The sequence below is a fragment of the Limosilactobacillus caecicola genome (assembly GCF_943192935.1).
Classification (GTDB): domain Bacteria; phylum Bacillota; class Bacilli; order Lactobacillales; family Lactobacillaceae; genus Limosilactobacillus; species Limosilactobacillus caecicola.
In genome coordinates this window covers 138865-162820 of sequence record NZ_CALPCI010000001.1, presented here as the reverse complement: position 1 = coordinate 162820, position 23956 = coordinate 138865, and the positions used below count along the sequence as shown (strand labels likewise).

Here is a 23956-nt window from a genome sequence, read left to right as displayed (position 1 = left end):
CGTAGACACCATGAGGTTCATTAGTATAATCCAGCGTATTCACCAACTTTATCGTTAAGGTCACGTTAATCTTACACTTTTGGAAAAGATTTTCCAAAATGATTTTAGATTGACAGGAACACAGAATCTTCATACAATCAAAATCATTCCAAGCAAAAAAGCCGCCAGCTAAACATGAAGCTGACGGCTAAAATAATGTGAGGTGATAATCAGTGGTGCTCAGAATAGCAGTTAGTAGTGATAACCACTTGGATGTTAATCGGATCGCCCCTAGTGTAGTAATGCGTGAACAAGTTGCGTGGTTGCGCCGCCACCAAATTGATTATTACCTTTTTGCTGGCGATCTCTTTAATGACTTTCAGAAAACGAGCCATTATTTTCAGCAAATGCAAGCAATGGCGACGTCAACCAAAGTTTTCTTTATTGCCGGTAACCACGATATGCTGAGTGGTGTGGACTGGTCAACGATGGAAAATTTCGCGTCACCTCAGTATCTTCACCGCAAGTTTGTGGATCTGCCGGGAACGGATTGGCACATTATTGGCAACAATGGTTGGTATGACTACTCATTCTCTCAGTACGTCACCGAGCCGGAGCAGGTTCGGCGCTGGAAAAACGTGTATTGGTTAGACAGTGTGATTGACCAGCCAATGGATGACCAGCAGCGGATGCAACTGGTTTTAAAACAAGTTCGTCAGCAGTTGCGGGCGGCGCAAGACGCGCAGAAAAAAGTATTATTTTTAACCCATTTTGTGCCCTTGGCGGAATTAGCTGATGATGCTACCGGGCCAACGGCACCAACGAATCCGCGGTACCAACGGGTTTACCAAATGTTTCGGGCCATGCTGGGCAGTAACCAACTGGGCAGTTTACTGGAACAATTTGCAAATGTGAAAATGGTCTTTTACGGTCATTTACACGGCGCCCACCCGCCAGTTATTCATAGCGGGGTAACGTATTATCACCAGGCAGTGGGGGTTAAGAATAAGCGAACCAATGAATGGCAAGCGCCTACCTTGTTGGAGCAGTGGAAAAAGACTTGTCGGATCATTCAATTGGATGACGATGAACCATTGGACCAGTGATCCAGCAATACTTTAAAAAATTGACAGATATTTAATGCCAGCCACATTCGCCAAAAAACAGCCCAACTGATGGGTTGCAGGTGAAAATGAACCAAGCGGAAAAGCAGACATAATAAAATATATAAGATGTTGGCTCTTAAAATATCCTTTGACCAGTGGTGATCAATGATATAATCCCAAAGGTTTAATAATTGTTCTTTCATATGTTTAGGCCTTCAGTTAATTTAAATTAGCAAGAATCACTGCAATGATGAAAAAGACGAGGGCAGTGATGTAGGAAATTTTTAAATTTTCACGCATTTAAATCGACTCCTGTTGCTTATTTAATGATGATGCAATAAGATTATCACTATTAATTATGCTACAAAATAAAAACGAAGAGAAGTTCATTATGATAATAAAGTCGCGCAAAAATTTGATTTACTTATTATTTTGTATTGCTGCAGTGTACTTAATTGCTGTGCGACCAGTAGTTAAGCAACTCCGCTCGTCAACGGCAACACAAACTGCTACTTCAACGACCCAAAAAGCAACGCACCACACTGCAACCAAGAGTGTGATGCGGACGCAATTAATTGGCAAAAATCATCAGAAACGGTCCCGTACCCCGATCTGAGTAAGGTGAAAAATTTCAATGTGAAGGTGAGTTTATCCAAGAACCGCACTTACTTGTGTGATGGTAATAAAGTGATTTATACCATGTATAGTACGGGTGGAATGTACCACCGCGATTCCAAAACTGGTAAAAAGGTTAGTTACACGCCAACTGGCACCTTCTATGTTCAAGCGGAACGGGGCGACCATTTCTTCAACAATAGTCTGAATGAAGGGGCAAACTATTACACATCCTGGCTAAACCATGGTGAGTACCTTTTCCACAGTGTTCCAACTAAGGCGGATGGTTCCTATAACCTCAAGGAAGCTGCTAAGCTTGGTAAATCGACGGGTTCCCACGGCTGTATTCGTCTATCAGTCCCGGATGCCAAATGGATGATGGAAAATCTGAAGGTCGGGACGAAGGTTCAAATTAAAGACTAAGGCAACGCTGCACCATAATTATCCACCCGGTGCGGCTTTTTGTTTGCTTGTTTGATTACTATTCATTAACAAATATAACCCGAAATGTCTGTTTTGTCCCGCGGTTAAATGCTAAAATAGGGGTGAAGTTAAAACGAAAAGAGGGATCCTCATGGCCGCAAAACAACGGACGGAACTTTTGGAAAACAGCAAGCGAGTGGTGATCGCGTTGGTGTATGGTGTGATGTCAGCAGTCGGGATCAACATGTTTTTGGCACACGCCAATTCATATTCTTCGGGATTGTTGGGACTATCTCAGCTGTTACAAACGGTCTTCTCGCTATTTCATGTTCAAGTGAGTATGAGTCTCTTAATGGCAATCTTCAATGTGCCCCTCTTTATCTTTGCCTGGCGAGTCTTTGGCATGCGGTATCTCTTCTTTTCTGGGTTAGCGGTGCTTGCGAACATCGTCTTTTTAGCGGTGATTCCTCACGTGACCTTAGTGACCGAGCCCCTGACAAATACCATCGTTGGGGCGGCATTGATTGGAATGAGTGTTGGTTGGTGTTTTAACAATGGTTTTACCACCGGTGGGGTCGATATTTTAGTCACTTATTGTCAGAAACGCTTTCACCAAAACGTGGGAATGTTTGCTAACGTCATCAATGGCCTCATTTTAATTGGTGCCGTAATCTTCTTTGGTCCAGGACGAATTGTCTACAGTTTAATCGGGATGCTGATTACGAATGGCCTGATGGATTACATGTATGTTTCGCAAACGGACGTGTGTGTCACTATTTATACTAAACACGCGGATAAATTAGCTCAACCGTTACGCAGTTTTGCTCATGGGGCCACCCTCATTCACGGGGTGGGAATGTATATGGGGGAAACGACTGATATTATCTTGGTGGTTACCCCGCGTGGTCAACTATCCTTTATTAAAAAGATGGTGAAATCGCTCGACCCGGAAGGCTTTATCAGTATCCAACGCTCAGATGTGGAGCTTGGTAAGTACCGTCATTATTCATTGTAGTAATAAAAAAATTCACGATGCATTGCGCATCGTGAATTTTTTTATTTAAGCACCAAAGTACTTTTTGTGTTCCCAACTAGTGACGTTAGTCTTGTAATCGGCTAATTCAGCCTTCTTAAATGCCACAAAGGTTTGAACGTAATCTTTACCAAGGGCGTCTACCAAAATATCATCGTCTTCTAAGTTGGCAATCGCTTGGTCTAATGAGCCAGGTAATTCAGAGATCTTGGCTTCATCCCGGTCAGCAGCGGTCATCTTGTAGATATTACGTTCAACTGGTGCGGGTGCTTCAAGGTCATTTTCAATGCCATCGGCACCGGCGGCCAGGATTGCAGCGATGAAGGTGTACGGGTTAGCGGATGGGTCACCAGACCGTAATTCGAGCCGGGCAACTTTACCACGACCTGCAGGGATTCGAACGAGGGGAGTCCGGTTGTCGGTTGCCCAAGCAATGTAGGTTGGGGCTTCATAGCCAGGGACTAACCGCTTGTAACTGTTGATGGTTGGGTTGGCAACTGCGGTAAAGGCAGGAGCGTGTTTTAATAATCCCGCTAGGTAACTTAACGCGGTTTTGGAAAGGCCCTTGAAACCGTTAGCGTCGTCAAAGGCGTTTTTGCCACCCTTGAAGAGGGATTGATTAAAGTGCATCCCGGAACCGTTAATCCCAGTGACCGGCTTCGGCATAAAGGTTGCGGCCAGGCCATGTTGCTTAGCAATTTCACGCACGACCAGCTTGAAGTATTGGATCTTGTCGGCGGTATGCAAAGCATCATCAAAGCGGAAGTCAATTTCATGTTGTCCAGGAGCAACTTCGTGGTGGGCAGCTTCAATCGAGAAGCCCATGCCACTTAGTGCTTTGGCGATATCGCGCCGGCAGGCTTCACCTTCATCCTTTGGTTCCGTGTCAAAGTAGTTGGCTTGGTCATTGACTTCCATGGTTGGTTGACCATTTTCATCACGCTTAAAGAGGAAGAATTCAGGTTCGGCCCCAATGTTTAAGGTATCAAAACCCATTTTCTTAACGGCGGCCAGGTTCTTTTTCAAGATTCCCCGGGGATCACCAGCAAATGGGGTGCCGTCAACATTGTAAACATCACAGATTAAAGCAGCGGTTTTGTCTTCGCCGGTTGTCCATGGGTAAATGACGAAACTGGAAGGGTCTGGATACAGATACATGTCAGCTCGTTCAATTGGTAAGAAACCGTCAATGGAGGAACCATCGATCTTAATTTCATTGTTTAAAGCGTCATCTAATAATGAAACCGGGATTTCAATATTTTTCAGGGCGCCCAGTGCATCGGTAAAACTCATTCGTAGGAAGCGGACATCTTCATCTTTAGCAATTTTCTTTACATCTTGAGCAGTTAACATGTTTCTATCTCCCTTATTCATAAATTGGTCTAACAATTAACATGGTGCAATATTAATACTGCTGATCAGAGCTGTGAAGGCTTTTTGCCAAACTCTAGAAATACTAAAGTGAAAGCGGTCTACCTGCTTAAAATATCGTTTGACACGGGTGACTTCCCCTTAATTAAATAAAGCACCGAAAAAACCCCAACAAGGAGGAGATAGTAAGACCTTGCTGGGGGTAAGGAGAAATGAATTGTAAATTAGCATGAAGGGCTGGCTTTGCTAGGCTTAGTCGTCAAAGTATTCTTTATGTTCCCAATCAGTAACGTTTGTACGGTAAGCATCGATTTCTTGCTGTTTGAGTTCGGTAAATTTATCAACGAAGTAGCTACCCAGGGCACTCTTAACAACGTCGTCATTATTCAGATCGTTGATGGCTTCACTTAACGAACCTGGTAATTCAGTGATGTTTGCTGCTTGGCGTTCTTCTGGAGTCATCTTGTAAATGTTCCGTTCAACTGGGTCTGGAGCCTTAATCTTCTTGTTAATACCGTCAATTCCGGCAGCTAAAGCGGCGGCAATGGCAATGTATGGGTTAGCGGTTGGGTCACCAGACCGTAATTCCAGCCGGGTTAACTTACCACGCCCTGCTGGGATCCGCACCAGTGGTGTCCGGTTAGAAGTCGACCATGCCACATAGGTTGGGGCTTCGTAGCCAGGAACTAACCGCTTGTAACTGTTGATGGTTGGGTTGGCAACGGCAGTAATGGCCTTGGCATGGTGTAAGACCCCACCCAAGAAGTACAGGGCGGTATCGGAAAGGCCCTTCAAACCATCAGGATCGTCAAAGACGTTTTGACCATCCTTGAAGAGGGACATGTTGAGGTGCATTCCAGAACCGTTAATCCCGGTGATTGGCTTTGGCATGAAGGTTGCACAGAGGCCAAAGTTCTGGGCGATCCGCCGAATAGTTAACTTGAAGTATTGAACGTTGTCAGCTGTGTAGAGTGCTGTGTCGTATTTGAAGTCGATTTCGTGTTGTCCAGCGGCGGCTTCGTGGTGGTCGGCTTCAACTTGGAAGCCCATTTGGGTCAAAACGTTGGCCGTTTCCCGCCGGCAAGCTTCACCAAGGTCCTTTGGTTCCAGGTCAAAGTAGAAACCATCATCATTGACCTTCATCGTTGGATTGCCATTTTCATCGGCCTTAAACAGGAAGTATTCTGGTTCGGCTCCGATGTCAAAAGTGTCGAAGCCTAATTCTTTAACTTCTTCCAATTCGCGCCGCAGGATGCTCCGTGGATCACCGATAAATGGTGTGCCGTCGGTATTGTGGACGTCACAAATCATCGAAGCAGTCTTATTCTTTTCTGCAACCCATGGATAGATCTTCCACGTGTTAGTGTCTGGGTATAAGTACATATCCGCGTTTTCAATCGGTAGGAACCCTTTAATTGAGGAACCATCAATTTTAATCTTATTATTTAAAGCATCGTCCAACAGTGCAATTGGAATTTCAATGTTTTTCAAAGCACCGAGCGCATCGGAAAATGTCATTCGTAAGTAGCGAACGTTTTCTTCTTTAGCAAGTTTCCGTACATCATCAGCTGTAATCATAATCTTTACCTCCCTGAAATTCCTTAATTAGTGAATATTATGAGTTAATTCTTGATCTTCTTCTTTGATGTATTCAGCGACATCATGACGCCACTTGTCATGGAACCGGTACATAATCAATGGCAATACTGAAACAATTGCACACATAATGATTAATGTGATGACATATAGTGTCCGGAGATTTGCTGGAGTACCATCAGCTGGAATGAAGGTAATGAAGAAGGCAACTAAAGTAATGATAAAGCCTAAGACGGCCACGGCTATGCTGAAGTTCCGGCTCTTACTCATCCGGTAAGTCCGGTGAAGGTCTTCGTGCTTCGTTTTTAAAACGATGTAAGCGACGATCATCATCAGGTAAACCATGAGGTATTGAGCGGTCGTGGCTGCCATTGAAACGTTAAATGCAAAATCAGCATTTTTGCCACTGTCAAAGGTGATCATTAATGCGGTAATTGTTACCACAATTGCTTGCAAAACGACAATCCGCATTGGTACACCCCGTTTATTTGGCTTGGCAAAGTATTTTGGCATGTAGCCTTGCCGTGCCGCGACAAAGAGGCCTTGATTTGGCCCAGCAAGCCAATTACTGAGTTCACCGATAATCCCGCAGGCCAACAGGATTCCAACGATTTTACCAAGCAGGTTGCCTGGTAAACCAATAGAAGAAAGCAAGTGACCGTAAGTATAAACAAATCCGGTACTGTTTTGAATATCTGCCTTTGGAACGGTCATTGCAATTGACAGACTGCCTAAGAGGTCAAAGCAAATGGCGGTGAGCGCTAAGCCGAGCATGACCTTTGGGTATTGGTTTGGATGTTCCAAGTTTTTAACGTGTGGCGCCTGAGCTTCACCACCACAGAATGCCAAAATGAATGGGACAAATGCTACTAATGTGGCGCCGTTAAACTTGCTTGGAATCATGGTATGGAAGTTTAAATGAATATAAATTGGATTCCCTTGAATCAAATAAGTAATAAAGACAATGATGAGGAGAATAACTGGGGTGGCGATGCCGAGGCCAAAGAGCCATTCAGCAATTTTACCAACCCGTTTTTCACCAAAGTGTTGGATGAGTACACATCCCCATAAAATAATCATCATTAAACCAAAGCGAACCAATGGTTGCGTGTTAAACCAGGGGGTCCCGAGAGCAATTGAGAAGGCACCGATGACAAAGTACATCATGGTGTCCATTCCAACTGTGATGTGGATCCATTGATAGAACATTGCGGTCCAACCGGATTTTTCGCCCAGGGTCCCTTTGACCCAGGTGAAAATCCCACCATCACCCCAGCCATCAATCGAGGCCATTTCACCAGTTTCTTGGGTAATTGGTAAAAACCAAAGAATGCCAGCGATTAGTAGCCAAAAGAGTGAGGTTGCTCCTGCTTTACCGAATGGAGCAAATTCGTCAACCGAAATAACAACTGAACAGGACATGGCAAAAAGTTTTAAGCCAGTCAATTGGTTGTATTGCTTTGTGCTATTATCTAGTGTCTTGTCAACGTTGAAATGGGGTCCGCTGTGTGGTCCGACTGAAATATCAGCCATTATAACCATCTCCCACTAGAATCAAAACGTTAGTTCAATTAAAAATATAAAGCATGTGACTGGAAAATCTGCCTGTTAAAATAGTTGTCTTGAAAGGACCTTTCACTTCTTATTATTGACATAAATCGAGATTTGTCACCATACATATAACGATAAGTGTCCTAAAAATGGATAATTTTTAATTAAAACTGTCTAATTTCTTAATAAATCAAAGACTGATAACTATATAAAACGTTTTCAAGCGGTTGAAAAGTTAATCAAAATGATTATGGGATAATTATAGATAATGCCCTCAATCATGATTAAATCAAGGTTTTAAAGGCTTGATGAAGTTAATTAAATGTTAATAATTTCATACACTAATTGAATAGTGTCAAATGCTTGTCCTCCGCATTTGCCACTGAATTAAAGTAAGTGAAAAAATCAACAAACGTTTCTCTGAGGCGGTTTAGCCTGATGAAGCCTAATTAATCAATGAATTAAGAAACTTTCATGTTTAGTGGTCTAAAGAAATTATTTGAGAATGTTCAATATTTCACTTTATTTTTACGAAAAATCTGTTAAGATTAAATCGTAAACGATTTCAAAAGACAAAAAGGAGATTTAGCACTATGAAAGCTGCTGTTATTAATGATCCTGTAGACGGATACGTTACTGTTAAGGACGTTCAACTTCGTGATTTAAAGCCAGGTGAAGCCTTAGTTGATATGGAATATTGTGGACTTTGTCACACTGACCTTCACTGTGCTGCCGGTGACTTTGGTAAGAAGCCAGGCCGGATCATTGGTCACGAAGGAGTGGGCCGTGTTTCGAAGGTTGCTCCTGGTGTTACTAGCTTAAAGGTTGGCGACCGGGTATCAATCGCGTGGTTCTTTAAGGGCTGTGGCCACTGTGAATACTGTTTGACCGGTCGTGAAACCCTTTGCCGGGACGTTCTGAACGCTGGTTACACTGCTGATGGTGCAATGGCTGAACAATGTATCGTTCCAGCTGATTACGCTGTCAAGGTTCCAGAAGGTTTAGACCCCGTTGAAGCAACTTCTTTGACCTGTGCCGGTGTTACGATGTACAAGGCTTTGAAGGTTGCTGATATCAAGCCTGGCCAATGGGTATCGATTGTTGGTGCCGGTGGTTTAGGTAACCTTGGGATCCAATTTGCCCACAACGTCTTTGGTGCTCACGTAATTGCCGTTGATGGTAATGAAGATAAACTGAAGGCAGCTAAGGAAAATGGTGCTGAAATCTGCATCAACCGTCATGATGACAATGTTGATGAACAAATCCAAGAAAAGGTTGGCGGTGTTCACGCCGCAGTTGTTACCGCCGTTACTACTGCTGCCTTTGATCAAGCGGTTAACTCACTTCGCCCAGATGGTAAGTTAGTTGCCGTTGCCCTTCCACAAGGGGACATGCAGTTGAACATTGCGAAGACCGTTCTTGACGGAATTATTGTTGCCGGATCATTGGTTGGTACTCGTCAAGATTTGGCAGAATGTTTCCAATTTGGTGCTGAAGGTAAGGTTCACCCAATCGTTCATACCCGGAAGCTTTCTGAAATTAATGATATGATCCAAGAACTGAAAGACAACAAGGTTGTTGGCCGGAACGTGGTTGACTTTGTTCACAACGAGGATTAATATACTCAATACTTACTTTTTATTAACAGTTCGTAGCTTTGACTACGGACTGTTTTTGTTCTCTCTATTGATGATGAGGCAATTGAACCACGTGGAGATTGTTTTCTTGGTCTGGTATAATGGTGATAAACTAAGGTCAATATTAGTCAAGAATGGAGATGAGCAAATGGAAGAAAAAAGTATCTCGGATATTATCGAAAGATATTTGAAATCAATTTTGGCGAATGATGAAAAGGTTGAAATTCGCCGTTCGGAAATTGCCGACCACTTTGACGTAGTTCCTTCGCAGATCAACTATGTTATCAAGACTCGTTTTACCCTCCAAAACGGCTATTTAGTACAAAGTAAACGGGGTGGCGGTGGCTACATTCGAATTGAACGGGTGAACCTTTTAGATGATGTCGACGTCTTGGACATGCTGATTAGTAACATTGGTGACTCCATTAGTGAAAGCGATGCGTTCACCATTATCCAAACTCTTTATAATGAAGAAGTGATTACCCGGCGTGAAGGTGATTTGATGTTAGTGATGTTGTCTAAAAATACCATTGGCCTTGATGATCGTAAGGCCACCAATAAATTGCGTGCCAAAATTTTAATTTCATTACTCAATCGACTCCGCTTTGAAAGTTAACGAATTTGTAAACTGGAAGGAGACTGCTTATGCCTGATTTCTTATACACTTCCAATGCTCAAGCAGCATTAAATATTGCTCAGGAACAAGCGCGCTATTTTAAACACCAAGCGGTTGGTACTGAACACCTTTTGATTTCGCTCAGCCTCGAAAAAACCGGGGCGGCGGCTAACCTTCTCCGGCAATTAAACGTCACAACGGATGACCTCCGTGAAGAAATTGAACGGTTTACTGGCTATGGAACGATGACTAACCTCAACAGGAGTAGTTATCTCCCGTACTCACCAAAAATGCGCGAAATTATCTCGGTGGCTGGTCAACTGGCTCATCAATTGGGCACAGACCGTGTGGGAACTGAACACCTGATGCTTGCACTGTTAGGCGATACCAATATTCTTTCTTCCCGGATTTTGAATAGTTTGGGGGTCGATGTTTCCCAAGCACGGCGGACTATGCTTAGACGGTTAGGTGTTGACATGAATAAGCAGCGCCTCAATGATCGTCAACGGCGGAACCAAGGCAATAAGAGTCAAACCCCGACATTAGATAAACTAGCTCGGGACCTTACCAAAATTGCTCGCGAACAGGATCCTGACCCGGTCATTGGCCGTGATCAAGAAGTCAAACGAGTGGTCCAAATTCTGAGTCGGCGGACAAAGAATAACCCCGTCCTGGTTGGTGAACCGGGCGTTGGTAAGACGGCGATCGTGGAAGGCTTAGCCCAAATGATCGTTCGTGATCAAGTGCCGAGCGAATTAGCCCAGGATCGCTTAATGATGCTGGATATGGCTTCATTAGTTGCCGGCACCAAATATCGGGGCGAATTTGAGGACCGTTTAAAGAAAGTAATTGACGAAATTCATCAAGATGGGCACGTGATCCTCTTTATTGACGAATTACATACGTTGGTCGGTGCTGGTGGCGCAGAAGGGGCAATTGATGCCTCCAACATCTTAAAACCCGCTCTTGCACGTGGTGAAATCCAACTGATTGGGGCCACAACCCTGGATGAATATCAAAAGCACATTGAGTCAGATTCTGCTTTAGAACGGCGTTTTGCGACGGTCACGGTTGAAGAACCATCCCGAGAGGCTTCAATTAAAATTCTACAAGGGATTCGCCCAAAGTATGAAAAATACCATCATCTTAAAATCACCGATGCAGCGATCGAGGCAGCAGTTAACCTTTCTGACCGCTACATTGCAGACCGTTTTCTACCAGACAAGGCCATCGACCTGATGGACGAAGCGTCTGCGATGACCAGGATAGAAGGAAACGGGAGAAATACTGCTCACGCTAAGCGGATGCGTAAATTAGAAGATTTGCGTGAAAAAAAGGAATTGGCAATCGAAAACCAAGACTTTGATCAAGCCGCTAAGCTTCGCCAGCACGAATTGAAGCTGAAAGGGCAAATTGATCAGGATGTTGCTCGCCAAGAAAAATTGGAAGCACAGGATGAGTACTCCCTGCAAATTGGTGACCAAGGCATTGCCAAGGTTGTTTCGGAATGGACGGGCGTCCCATTGACCCAATTGAAGAAAAAGGAAAGTGAACGGTTAGTTCATCTTGAAAAAGGACTCCATGAACGGGTAATTGGTCAAGACGAAGCAGTTTCGGCCTTAGCACGAGCAATTCGGCGGGCAAGAAGTGGCCTTAAGGATCCACGCCGACCAATTGGTTCGTTTATGTTCTTAGGACCGACTGGGGTTGGTAAAACCGAGCTTGCTAAGGCTTTGGCAGAGGAGATGTTTGGCTCTGAAAATAATATGATTCGGATTGATATGTCTGAATACCAAGAACGTTACAGTGCTAGCCGGTTGGTTGGTGCTGCTCCGGGCTACATTGGTTACGAGGAAGGTGGCCAATTAACCGAAAAGGTTCGTCAACATCCATATTCAGTTGTCTTACTGGATGAAGTCGAAAAGGCCAATGTGGACATTTTTAACCTCCTTTTGCAGGTTTTGGACGATGGCTACTTAACAGATTCTAAGGGACGCAAGGTTGATTTTCGGAATACCGTTGTGATCATGACTTCCAATTTAGGTGCAACCCAGTTGCGTGATGAAAAGACAGTTGGTTTTGGTGCCAAGGATGTGCAAGGTGACTACAATGCAATGAAGAGCGCTATTAACGAGCAATTGAAAACTAACTTTCGTCCTGAATTTTTGAACCGGATTGATGAAACGATCATTTTCCACTCCTTAACTAAGGATGATCTTCACCAGATTGTTAAGCTACTGCTAAAGCAACTGATTAAACGAGTTGCTGATCAAGGGATTACATTGAAGTTCACACCAGCTGCGATCGATGCAATTGCTACTGATGGCTATGACCCAGAATATGGCGCCCGTCCACTTCGCCGTTCAATTCAAACATTAGTTGAAGACCCCCTGAGCTTGGCCTTGCTTTCTGGTGATGTTCACGCTAGTGAAACTGTCCAGGTTGGGGCTCGACAAGGAAAATTAAATTTCACCCAAGTACATAATGGACAAAAGCAACCTTTATTGGTTAATTGATTTGTCAGTTTAATGTGATTAAAACGGGAAACTTCCTTAAAAATCGGATTGAAAAACTGTCTAAATAATATATAATTAGCATGTCTAAACTAAAATAATAATTGGTATTTGGTTAAAATCGCATATTAGAAAGGCTCGTTTGAAATATGAGAAAATCTGTACAATTAGCAAAAACCCGGACGGCGATCATGAAAACGGCAACGAAACTGTTTTTGAATAAAGGATTTGGGGGAACGTCTACCCGCGATATTGCTAAGGAAATTGGGATCACTCAACCGGCGCTCTACCACCACTTTAATGATAAAGAAGTGCTATTTTTGGATGTGATGACGGCTCACGGGAGTAAGGTCCGTCAGGAAGTTAATAAGGTTATGCAAGACAGCGATCAAACTGGTGAAGACCTGTTATGGGAACTAGCTAAAACCTTGCTAAAGCTTCATCCCAAAGACATCTATGAACAGTGGCAGAGCGCGGGTGATCTGCTGAGTCAAAGTTCTAAGCGCAAACTCAGCGTCATCTTCATGATCGATTATATCGAACCAGTTTCTGCATTCTTTAAACGGCCAGAACTAAAATTACGGCCGGATGTCTTGCCAAAAGAAGCGGCAGAGCTGTTTATTTCTAGCTTGAGTCCAATGTTTAATTCATTCCAAAAATTTGGTGGCCGTTCCATTACGGATGAACAACGTAATCGGATCATTCTGGATGTCTTTATGAATGGATTAAACCAACGCGAAAACTAATTAAAATGCTTCACGGTAATGTGGAGCATTTTTTGCGTTTACTATTGACTTTTAATGCTACAACATTTACTATATTAAAGTATGTAGCTGTAAGTCCAACGATTGTGATGATCTATTGTCCATCACGATCCTTATAAATCCCAAAGGCAGTCGCCAGCTGCTTTTGGCTTTTTTTTGCCCAAAACTTGCAATTTTTGCAAGATGTAATCAAATTGTAACATTTGAGTGAACGGACTTGCCGATTAAATTAGAGAGGTGAATACTTTGGCTGGACATTTAGTAAAGTACGGTAAACACCGTACCCGTCGTAGTTATTCCCGGATCAAGGAAGTTCTTGATCTACCAAACCTGATCGAAATCCAAACTAATTCATATAATTGGTTTATGGATAAGGGAATCCGGGAAATGTTTAATGACATTATGCCAATCGATGATTTTCAAGGTAAATTATCTTTGGAATTTGTTGATTATCAACTAATGGAACCTAAGTATACTGTTGATGAAGCACGTGAACATGATGCAAACTATTCTGCGCCACTGCACGTTACTTTACGCTTAACTAACCATGAAACTGGTGAAATTAAGTCACAAGACGTATTCTTTGGCGATTTCCCATTGATGACGGATCAGGGGACCTTCATCATTAACGGTGCTGAACGGGTAATTGTTTCTCAATTAGTTCGTTCCCCAGGGGTTTACTACAATAAGGAAACCGATAAAAATGGCCGGCCAAGTTACGGTGCCAATTTTATTCCAAACCGTGGTGCTTGGTTGGAATACGAAACTGACGCTAAGGGGATTTCCTACGTCCGTATTGACCGGACCCGGAAATTACCTCTAACCGAATTAGTGCGGGCTCTTGGCTTTGGTTCTGACGATGAAATCATCGAAATGCTCGGTGGTAACTCCGATTCATTAAGTGCGACCTTGGATAAAGACGTTCATAAGGACGCCGAAGATTCACGTGTCGAAGAAGCCTTAAAGGACATCTATGAACGCTTGCGTCCAGGCGAACCAAAGACTGCCGATTCTGCTCGGAGTCTTTTGACTGCGCGTTTCTTTGATCCAAAGCGTTATGACATGGCTCCTGTTGGTCGTTACAAGACGAACAAGAAGCTGCGGATGAAGTACCGTCTGCTTGGTCAAACCTTAGCAGAAACGTTAGCAGACCCAGACACCGGTGAAATCCTTGCCAACAAGGGTGACGTCGTTACCAAGGAAGTTCTGAAGAAGTTGGAACCTGCTTTGGAAAGCGATGACTTCAAGATGGTTACTTACACACCATCGGATGAAGCAGTCGTAACCGAACCAGTCAAGCTGCAAAAGATCTTGGTTTACTCCAAGAACGATCCTGAACGGGTGGTTCCAATCGTTTCTAATGGTCACATTCCATTGGAATTGAAGCACATCCAACCAGCGGATATTATCGCTTCCATTAATTACTTCTTTAACTTACAAGAAGGGATTGGCTCAACTGACGACATTGACCACTTGGGTAACCGGCGGATTCGTTCAGTTGGTGAATTATTACAAAACCAATTCCGGATTGGCTTAGCACGGATGGAACGGGTAGTCCGTGAACGGATGTCAATTCAAGACATTAACACCGTGACGCCACAACAATTGATTAACATTCGTCCAGTGGTAGCGTCAATTAAGGAATTCTTTGGTTCTTCACAACTTTCTCAATTCATGGACCAAACTAACCCATTGGGTGAATTAACCCATAAGCGGCGGCTTTCCGCCCTGGGTCCTGGTGGTTTGACTCGTGACCGGGCTGGATATGAAGTACGGGACGTGCACTATACTCACTATGGCCGGATGTGTCCAATCGAAACTCCTGAAGGTCCAAACATCGGGTTGATCAACAGTTTGTCTTCATACGCTCGGGTCAACAAGTATGGTTTCATTGAAACTCCATACCGGCGGGTTTCATGGAAGACTCACAAGGTTACGGATAAGATCGACTACTTAACTGCCGATGAAGAAGATAATTACATCATTGCCCAAGCTAACTCAAAGCTAAACGATGATGGTTCATTTGCTGATGAAGAAATTATGTGTCGTGACAAGGATGACTACATCGCTACGACTCCTGAAAACGTTGACTACATGGACGTTTCTCCTAAGCAAGTAGTTTCAGTTGCCTCTGCATGTATCCCATTCTTGGAAAACGATGATTCCAACCGTGCCTTGATGGGTGCTAACATGCAACGGCAAGCGGTACCTTTGATCAATCCTCATGCGCCATTAATTGGGACTGGGATCGAATATAAGGCGGCCCACGACTCTGGTGTTGCTTTGATTGCTAAGCACGCCGGGACTGTTGAATACGTGGACGCGCGTGAAGTCCGCGTTCGTCGTGATGATGATAGCCTTGATACTTACAAGTTAATGAAGTTCCGTCGTTCCAACGGTGGTAAGAACTACAACCAACGTCCAATTGTTAAGGTCGGTGAACACGTTGATGCTGACGACATTTTGGCCGATGGTCCATCAATGGAACAAGGTGAATTAGCCTTAGGCCAAAACCCATTGATTGCTTTCATGACTTGGGATGGTTATAACTTCGAAGATGCCATCGCAATCTCAGAACGGTTAGTCAAGGATGACGTTTACACTTCTATTCACATCGAATCATACGAATCAGAAGCTCGTGAAACGAAGCTTGGACCTGAAGAAATGACCCGTGAAATTCCAAACGTTGGTGCTGACGCATTGAAAAACTTGGATGAAAATGGTGTTATCCGGGTTGGTGCTGAAGTTCATGACGGCGATATCTTGGTTGGTAAGGTCACTCCAAAGGGAGTTACCGAATTATCCGCTGAAGAACGACTGTTACACGCCATTTTCGGTGAAAAGTCACGTGAAGTTCGTGATACTTCCCTCCGTGTTCCTCACGGTGGTGGCGGAATTATTCAGGATGTGAAGGTCTTCACTCGTGAAAATGGTGACGAACTTTCTCCTGGTGTTAACAAGATGGTCCGGGTTTACATCGCTCAAAAGCGGAAGATCCAAGTTGGTGACAAGATGTCAGGTCGTCACGGTAACAAAGGGACGGTTTCCATCGTGGTTCCTGAAGAAGACATGCCATATATGCCAGACGGGACGCCAATCGACATCATGTTGAGTCCAATGGGTGTGCCTTCCCGGATGAACATCGGTCAGGTTATCGAACTTCACTTGGGAATGGCTGCTCGTGAACTTGGCATTCACATTGCCACCCCAGTCTTTGATGGGGCCAATGATGATGATGTCTGGAATGCCGTTAAGGAAGCCGGACTGCCATCAGATGGGAAGACGATCCTTTATGACGGACGGACAGGTGAACCATTTGAACAACGGGTAGCAGTTGGTGTCATGCACTACCTGAAGCTGGCTCACATGGTTGATGATAAGATCCACGCCCGTTCTATTGGACCATACTCCCTAGTTACCCAACAACCATTGGGTGGGAAAGCCCAATTCGGTGGTCAGCGGTTTGGTGAAATGGAAGTGTGGGCTTTGGAAGCCTACGGTGCTGCTTACACCCTGCAAGAAATCTTGACTTACAAGTCAGATGACGTGGTTGGTCGTGTCAACACTTACGATGCCATTATTAATGGTGAACAAATTCCAAAGCCTGGTGTGCCTGAATCATTCCGTGTGCTGGTTAAGGAATTGCAATCACTTGGCTTGGACATGAAAGTCTTAGATAACAACCATGAAGAAGTTCAATTGAAGAACATGGATGAAGACGTCATTGATGTTCGGAAATCAGCTCAACATGGTCAACAAAAACAACAAGAAACAGCGGCTGAAAACCAATCAGCTAATGCTGAAACTGATGAAGCAAAACAAGACTAATAAAAGGAGGACAGCCCTTTGATTGACGTCAATAATTTTGAAAGTATGCAAATCGGGTTGGCTTCACCGAATAAGATTCGTAGTTGGTCTTACGGGGAAGTTAAAAAGCCGGAAACTATTAACTACCGGACGTTGAAGCCTGAAAAGGAAGGTCTGTTTGATGAACGGATCTTTGGGCCAACCAAGGATTACGAATGTGCCTGTGGTAAGTACAAGCGGGTTCGTTTTAAGGGCCTGGTTTGTGATCGCTGTGGGGTTGAAGTTACCAGTTCAAAGGTTCGTCGTGAACGGATGGGTCACATTGAATTAGCCGCTCCAGTTTCTCACATTTGGTACTTCAAGGGAATTCCATCACGGATGGGTCTGGTTCTCGACATGAGTCCACGAGCCTTGGAAGAAGTTATTTACTTCGCTTCATACGTTGTTCTTGATCCTGGCGACACCCCACTAGAAAAGAAGCAATTACTCACCGAAGCTGAATATCGTGATAAGAAGGCTGAATACGGGGATCGCTTTACTGCTGAAATGGGTGCTGAAGCCATTCAAAAGCTTTTGAAGGACGTTGACTTGCAAAAGGAAGCCGATGAACTTAAAGCTGAACTGAAGGATGCCACTGGTCAAAAGCGGACGCGGGCCGTTCGTCGTTTGGATATTTTGGAAGCCTTCATCAAGTCTGGCAACAAGCCTGAATGGATGGTTATGGATGTCATTCCGGTTATGCCACCTGATCTCCGGCCAATGGTTCAACTTGAAGGTGGTCGGTTTGCTACTTCTGATTTGAACGACTTGTACCGGCGAGTTATTAACCGGAATAACCGTTTGAAGCGGTTGTTAGAATTAAATGCCCCTGGCATCATCGTTCAAAACGAAAAGCGGATGCTCCAAGAAGCCGTTGATGCTTTAATCGATAACGGCCGTCGTGGTCGTCCAGTTGCTGGCCCAGGTAATCGTCCATTGAAGTCCCTTTCTCACTTACTGAAGGGGAAGCAAGGTCGGTTCCGTCAAAACTTACTTGGTAAGCGGGTTGACTACTCTGGTCGTTCGGTTATCGATGTTGGTCCATCATTGAAGATGAACCAAATGGGTCTGCCAATTCCAATGGCTTTGGAATTATTCAAGCCGTTCATCATGCACGAATTGACCAAGCGCAATCTGGTTAATAACGTGAAGGCTGCTAAGCGGATGATTGACAAGCGTGACGATAAGGTCTTCGATGTTCTGGAAGACGTTATTAAGGAACACCCAGTTCTGTTGAACCGGGCCCCTACGCTGCACCGGTTGGGGATTCAAGCCTTTGAACCAATTCTGGTTTCTGGGAAGTCCATGCGGTTACACCCATTAGTATGTACCGCCTACAACGCCGACTTTGATGGTGACCAAATGGCCATTCACGTGCCACTTTCTGATGAAGCACAAGCAGAAGCACGGCTGCTAATGTTGGCTGCTCACCACATTCTTTCACCTCGTGACGGTGAACCAATCGTGGCCCCTTCACAAGATATGGTTATTGGTAACTACTACATGACCACTGAAGATAAGGGCCGTGAAGGCGAAGGAATGATCTTCAAGGATGCTGATGAAGCTGAAATGGCCTACAAGAACGGCTACGTTGCCTTACAAACCCGGGTTGGGGTTCAAGTAGCTGCATATCCTGACAAGCCATTTACTGATGACCAGCGTGGTAAGATCATGGTTACTAGTGTTGGTAAGCTATTGTTCAACAAGATCCTGCCCAAGGACTACACTTACATTAACGAACCAACTGATGATAACCTTCAAAATGGTGTCTCTGACAAGTACTTCTTGGACAAGGGTGAGGATATTCACGAATATCTCGAAAACGCCCCATTGGTTCCACCATTCAAGAAGGGCTTCTTGTCAGACATCATTGCGGAAATCTACAAGATTTACAAGGTGACAGAAACCTCAGAATTCCTTGACCGGATTAAGGACCTTGGTTACTACGAATCTACTATTTCTGGTTTGACCGTTGGGGTTGCCGACATTACTGACCTGAAGGAAAAGCCTGAAATTATTGAAAAGGCCCACAAGCAAGTTGCTTTGATTACCAAGCAATTCCGGCGTGGTTTGATCACTGATAATGAACGTTATGAACGGGTTATCGGTGTTTGGAACGATGCTAAGGACGAAGTTCAAGACAAGTTGATTGAACACATGGATATCCATAACCCAATCAACATGATGTCTGACTCTGGTGCTCGTGGTAACATTTCTAACTTTACCCAATTAGCCGGTATGCGTGGTTTGATGGCCTCACCATCTGGTAAGATCATGGAATTGCCAATCTTATCTAACTTCCGTGAAGGGTTATCTGTTCTGGAAATGTTCATTTCTTCTCACGGTGCTCGTAAGGGGATGACCGATACCGCTTTGAAGACTGCCAACTCAGGTTACTTGACTCGGCGGCTGGTTGATGTTGCCCAAGACGTCATTGTTCGTGAAGAAGACTGTGGTACTGACCGTGGTTTGGATGTTTCCGCAATTACAAACGGTAACGAAATGATTGAACCACTGTATGACCGAATTCTTGGCCGTTACACGATGAAATCAGTCTTTGATCCAAAGACTGGTGACCGAATTGTTGGTAAGAACGTTCTGATTGATGAAGCCATGGCTCAAAAGATTGTAGATGCGGGTGTCAAGACCGTCACGATTCGTTCCGCCTTTACTTGTAACACTGAGCACGGGGTTTGTGAACGTTGTTACGGTCGGAACGCCGCTACTGGTGACAAAGTGGAAGCTGGTGAAGCGATCGGGACTGTTGCCGCTCAATCAATCGGTGAACCTGGTACGCAATTGACTCTGCGGAACTTCCACACCGGTGGTGTTGCCGGCAACGAAGATATCACCCAAGGGCTTCCTCGTGTGCAAGAAATTGTTGAAGCCCGGAATCCAAAAGGGAAGGCCACAATTTCCGAAGTTACTGGTGAAATAGAATCGATTGAAGAAAACCCCGCTGAACAAACGAAGGTCATTACCGTTAAGGGTGAAAATGATACACGGACTTACACCTTACCAATTACCGCTCGTTTGCGGGTTTCTGAAGGTGACTATATTCACCGTGGTTCTGCATTGAACGAAGGTTCAATTGATCCAAAGGAATTAATCCGTGTTCGTGATGTTCTCTCAACTGAAACTTACCTCTTGTCCCAAATCCAAGGAGTCTACCGGATGCAAGGGATTGACTTGCTGGATAAGCACGTTGAAATCATGATTCGGCAAATGATGCGGAAGGTTCGTGTCATGGATCCAGGTGACACTGATGTATTACCTGGCGAATTGATGGACATTAGTCAATTCCGTGATGCTAACTACAAGACATTGATTTCTGGTGGGATTCCAGCCACTGCTCGTCCAGTTATCCTTGGGATTACCAAGGCCGCTCTGGAAACCAACAGTTTCTTGTCTGCCGCTTCATTCCAAGAAACCACCCGTGTTCTTACCGATGCTGCTATTCGTGGTAAGGAAGACCCTCTGGTTGGTTTGAAGGAAAATGTTATCATCGGGAAGATTATTCCTGCAGGTACCGGGATGGGTGCTTACCGGAACATCAAGCCGAAGGAAGTTAGTGTTGGTGCTAGTGCTGATAGTGGTGTCACATCACTACCGAACAGTTCCATTCGTGAAATGGAAGAACAAATGAAGGAAAACGAAGATAAATAGTCGTTTTCTTTCTCATCGTCAAAAGGTGTAAGCAATGTTGCTTACACCTTTTTTGTTGCCATCAATTAGTGAATAGTGATAGTGTATTAATGTTAGAACTTGGAGGAGAAAGTTTTGAAAAAATATCAAATTGAGGTTCCAGAGTCTGCAATCAAAAAATTGGATCTGGAAAATGTCGACTATTCAATGCGGCTGGATCATAATTCTATCCTGGTACGGCCAACGAAGATTGCTGATGCGATTCCTCAAATTTATTTTTGGTGGTACAGTGTCTTAGCCCTGGTCTCAGCGATTTGTTTCTTTATTTTCATGTTTAACCGCCATTTGCGGATTGTGCCATTAAGTGGCTACTATTCAATTGCTTCGGCATCGATTATCTTAAGTGCGGTTTGTGGTACGCTTTTGTTTGCGATTACCTTCATTGTACAGAAGGTTTCTAAGCGTGGTCCCTCCCGTAGCTTTTCGTGGCGAAGTTTACCGCCGTTGATCGTGGCGTGTGGGATGATCATTGGTTTTATTACCTTAGCCTTGTACTGGCTCTTTGGACAGTTATTTAAGGGCCTTCAATTTGACCTCTATACGTCCACGGTGATCGTCTTTATCTCGGTGGCGGTTGTCGATTATTTGATGATTAATTTAGCCATGACGATTTCACCAGGGGTAGTGACCAACCTAATGACCATCATGATTGTCGGTGGAGTGGGTTTTTCGATGTTGACTAATTCCAATAAGAATTGGTGGAAACATAATTTTAGTTTTCTTGGTACCAATCAGAATAATACCCACCTCTCATTCAACATTACGTTGATGTTTTCAGGATTGTTGCTGATGATTTTAGTAGATTACCTATTTGTCAATTTGAACCACAAATATCAGGGATGGCGGGTGAATACGTTGCGGGCGCTGATGACAGCGCTTGGTGCTTGTGTTGGTTGTGTTGGTCTGTTTCCCAACAATCCGCGTTTCCATATCTTGCATGATCGAATTGCGATGTGGATTGTTTACATTATGTTAATTTTGATCATTGCAGTTCGCTGGCTGTTGCCAGAAGTGACTAACGCTTTTTTAAAGGTTTCTTATACGATCGGGGCAGTAATCGCGGTTGATTATCTCGTCTTTAAGGCATTTACTTATCTTTCGCTGACTGCTTTTGAGCTCATTGCGTTTATCCTTTCTTTTGCCTGGGTTTTGTTGCTTCTCCAATATGTTGAAAATTTGGTCCAAAATAATGTGCAGATTTTTCCGGTCAAAATCCACGTCGTTGAAGACGGCGAGGACAGTGATTAATTGAATATTCACAATAATTATCCAGTGTTGTTATTGCATAATGATGCTGGATTTTTTATTTTGGTCAGGTAATAACATTGGTGGTTAAAACAACAGCTAACCCCAGACAAAGGTAGGGAATGAATGGGACAGCACGGTGCTGTCTGATCCTGGGATCCAATAGTGAACAGAGACAAGCAGCTAGTACGATTGGCACGGTGATCTGGGGGCCAAGCGCGAGGCAACAAATGATAATCCAGTCTACATCTCCATTACCGATGCCGGGTAGCAGGTAGGTGGTTGCAAAGGCAACTGTGCCGATTAAGTTGGCCATCGTAAATGGTGGTGCGATACTTAACCAATGCAGGAGACCGAGCGGTAGTAGTAGGAAGGTAGAAAATCGTTTAGTGAACCAATCTTCGGTACAAGTGGCGAGGAGCGCTGAATCGCTAATGAGGAATAAAATAAGCTCAGTTAAAGTAGTAGTTGGGATGAGCATCCAACTAATTCCGTTAACGAGCTCAATCAGTGGCCAAAATTTTTCAAGGCGGTGGTCACAACACTTGGCACGCCCACACTGCAAAATAAAGCCCACAATTGGAATTAACGACCCTAAAGGCAAGCGTTGTTTACAAAAATCGCAGCTCGAAACGGCAGAGTAGGTTCTTGACGAATGAATTAGGTGTCGCCAAGTCATGGTGGTGATAAATGATGCCCAGCAAGCGCCAAAACAGAATAGAATCAATAACATAAATTTCACCTCAGTATTTAAAGACGTAAAAAGTGCTAAAAATGATTGAAAACATGTTGAGTAAGGCCTAAATAACATTTGACATCACTTGGCTGGCATGTTAAATTATTCAAGGTGCTTTCATTAGCAGCGATTGTGTCTGTCTCGGACAGACGAACGTCCGCGATAGCACAAGCAAATAACCATCCATTTTTTTATTCTTCAAAAAGAACCACCTGGATGTGTGGACTTAAGTTTTAGAAAGGGGATTAATTATGCCTACAATTAATCAACTGGTTCGTAAGGGCCGGAAGAGTCATAAGGGTAAGTCAAAGTCACCTGCCCTTGGCTTTGTTTACAACAGTTTCAAGAAGGAAGAAGTTAAGACTCCATCACCACAAAAGCGTGGAGTTGCTACCCGTGTTGGTACCATGACTCCTAAGAAGCCAAACTCAGCTTTACGTAAGTATGCCCGTGTACGTCTTTCAAACTTGATCGAAGTAACTGCATACATTCCTGGGATTGGTCACAACCTCCAAGAACACTCAGTTGTATTGATCCGTGGTGGTCGTGTTAAGGACTTGCCTGGGGTTCGTTACCACGTTATCCGTGGTACCCTTGATACTGCCGGTGTTGAAGGTCGTCGTCAAAGCCGTTCTAAGTACGGTGCTAAGAAGCCGAAGGATTAATTTAAAAAGGAGGGAATTAGATAATGCCTCGTAAAGGACATGTTGCAAAACCAGAAGTATTACCAGATCCAATTTACAACTCAAAATTGGTTACTAGTATGATCAACCACTTGATGTTAGATGGTAAGCGGGGAACTGCTTCCAAGATCTTATACCGTGCTCTTGATCAAATTAAAGAACAAACTGGTAACGATCCAGTTGAAGTCTTTGAACAAGCAATGGAAAATGTTCAACCAGCACTTGAAGTTAAGGCTCGGCGGATTGGTGGTTCTAACTACCAAGTTCCGATCGAAGTTCGTCCTGATCGTCAACGGACGTTAGCTCTTCGTTGGTTAACTCAATACGCACGTCTTCGTGGTGAACACACCATGGTGGAACGTTTGGCTGCCGAAATTATTGATGCATCCAACAACACCGGTGCTTCCATCAAGAAGAAGGAAGATACTCTGCGGATGGCCGAAGCTAACCGGGCATTTGCTCATTATCGTTGGTAATAAATTGAAACTGGTTGCCTAGCTAGTTTCTCAGAGGGCGACGCACAAATAATTTTACGTC

The 23956-nt window shown here is 44.1% G+C and carries 15 protein-coding genes and 2 pseudogenes; 12 read left to right on the top strand and 5 right to left on the bottom strand.

Annotation, left to right across the window (positions count from 1 at the left end; translation table 11 throughout):
* The first annotated feature begins 215 nt into the window (after positions 1 to 215).
* The 3 genes and pseudogenes from NFR43_RS00775 (at position 216) to NFR43_RS00765 (ending at position 3138) form a co-directional block, all read left to right on the top strand.
* A complete protein-coding gene (locus tag NFR43_RS00775; RefSeq protein WP_251545522.1) occupies positions 216 to 1085 on the top strand; it encodes a metallophosphoesterase in 870 nt (289 codons plus the stop codon).
* Positions 1086 to 1482: 397 nt separating this feature from the next.
* Positions 1483 to 2123, top strand: a pseudogene (locus tag NFR43_RS00770) (L,D-transpeptidase).
* A 151-nt stretch (positions 2124 to 2274) separates the two neighbouring features.
* On the top strand, positions 2275 to 3138 hold the full coding sequence (locus NFR43_RS00765; RefSeq protein WP_251545520.1) for a YitT family protein: 864 nt from the start codon (positions 2275 to 2277) through the stop codon (positions 3136 to 3138).
* A 45-nt stretch (positions 3139 to 3183) separates the two neighbouring features.
* On the opposite strand, the gene glnA (NFR43_RS00760) is transcribed toward NFR43_RS00765, so the two are convergent.
* From glnA (NFR43_RS00760) to NFR43_RS00750, 3 genes are all read right to left on the bottom strand, one after another.
* On the bottom strand, positions 3184 to 4509 hold the full coding sequence (glnA, locus tag NFR43_RS00760; protein ID WP_407658114.1) for a type I glutamate--ammonia ligase: 1326 nt from the start codon (positions 4507 to 4509) through the stop codon (positions 3184 to 3186).
* Positions 4510 to 4779: 270 nt separating this feature from the next.
* The gene (glnA, locus tag NFR43_RS00755) at positions 4780 to 6105 is read right to left on the bottom strand and encodes a type I glutamate--ammonia ligase (protein WP_251545516.1); all 1326 of its coding nucleotides are present in this window, start codon (positions 6103 to 6105) and stop codon (positions 4780 to 4782) included.
* 27 nt (positions 6106 to 6132) lie between these two features.
* Positions 6133 to 7656 carry an amino acid permease gene (locus NFR43_RS00750; RefSeq protein WP_251545514.1) on the bottom strand — a complete coding sequence of 508 codons (1524 nt, stop codon included), beginning with the start codon at positions 7654 to 7656 and terminating at the stop codon, positions 6133 to 6135.
* A 611-nt stretch (positions 7657 to 8267) separates the two neighbouring features.
* On the opposite strand from NFR43_RS00750, the gene adhP reads away from it, so the two are divergent.
* From adhP to NFR43_RS00715, 7 genes are all read left to right on the top strand, one after another.
* Positions 8268 to 9293 (top strand): alcohol dehydrogenase AdhP, encoded by a 1026-nt coding sequence (adhP, locus tag NFR43_RS00745; RefSeq protein ID WP_251545512.1) that lies wholly within the window; start codon positions 8268 to 8270, stop codon positions 9291 to 9293.
* 166 nt (positions 9294 to 9459) lie between these two features.
* Positions 9460 to 9927, top strand: a complete 468-nt coding sequence (locus tag NFR43_RS00740) for a CtsR family transcriptional regulator (protein ID WP_251545511.1) — start codon at positions 9460 to 9462, stop codon at positions 9925 to 9927.
* Between the two features lie 29 nt (positions 9928 to 9956).
* The gene (locus NFR43_RS00735; RefSeq protein WP_251545508.1) at positions 9957 to 12443 is read left to right on the top strand and encodes an ATP-dependent Clp protease ATP-binding subunit; all 2487 of its coding nucleotides are present in this window, start codon (positions 9957 to 9959) and stop codon (positions 12441 to 12443) included.
* Between the two features lie 146 nt (positions 12444 to 12589).
* Complete coding sequence (locus NFR43_RS00730) at positions 12590 to 13186, top strand: TetR/AcrR family transcriptional regulator (RefSeq protein WP_251545506.1); 597 nt, start codon at positions 12590 to 12592, stop codon at positions 13184 to 13186.
* A 255-nt stretch (positions 13187 to 13441) separates the two neighbouring features.
* Positions 13442 to 17032, top strand: coding sequence for a DNA-directed RNA polymerase subunit beta (rpoB, locus tag NFR43_RS00725; protein WP_251545504.1), 3591 nt, complete (start codon positions 13442 to 13444; stop codon positions 17030 to 17032).
* Between the two features lie 18 nt (positions 17033 to 17050).
* Positions 17051 to 20716, top strand: coding sequence for a DNA-directed RNA polymerase subunit beta' (gene rpoC, locus NFR43_RS00720; protein ID WP_251545502.1), 3666 nt, complete (start codon positions 17051 to 17053; stop codon positions 20714 to 20716).
* A gap of 114 nt (positions 20717 to 20830) precedes the next feature.
* Positions 20831 to 22003: an ABC transporter permease gene (locus NFR43_RS00715; protein WP_251545499.1), complete on the top strand. Its 1173-nt coding sequence runs from the start codon at positions 20831 to 20833 to the stop codon at positions 22001 to 22003.
* A 64-nt stretch (positions 22004 to 22067) separates the two neighbouring features.
* Here NFR43_RS00715 and NFR43_RS00710 read toward each other — a convergent pair whose 3' ends face one another.
* Together NFR43_RS00710 and NFR43_RS08545 are read right to left on the bottom strand one after the other, a co-directional pair.
* On the bottom strand, positions 22068 to 22481 hold the full coding sequence (locus tag NFR43_RS00710) for a prepilin peptidase (RefSeq protein WP_251545498.1): 414 nt from the start codon (positions 22479 to 22481) through the stop codon (positions 22068 to 22070).
* A gap of 3 nt (positions 22482 to 22484) precedes the next feature.
* A pseudogene (locus NFR43_RS08545) lies at positions 22485 to 22733 on the bottom strand (prepilin peptidase); the annotation flags it as partial.
* A 254-nt stretch (positions 22734 to 22987) separates the two neighbouring features.
* Between NFR43_RS08545 and rpsL the strand changes: the two are divergent.
* Both rpsL and rpsG read left to right on the top strand, forming a co-directional pair.
* On the top strand, positions 22988 to 23401 hold the full coding sequence (gene rpsL, locus NFR43_RS00705; protein WP_251545496.1) for a 30S ribosomal protein S12: 414 nt from the start codon (positions 22988 to 22990) through the stop codon (positions 23399 to 23401).
* A 23-nt stretch (positions 23402 to 23424) separates the two neighbouring features.
* Positions 23425 to 23895, top strand: a complete 471-nt coding sequence (gene rpsG, locus NFR43_RS00700; RefSeq protein WP_251545494.1) for a 30S ribosomal protein S7 — start codon at positions 23425 to 23427, stop codon at positions 23893 to 23895.
* Positions 23896 to 23956: the final 61 nt, after the last annotated feature.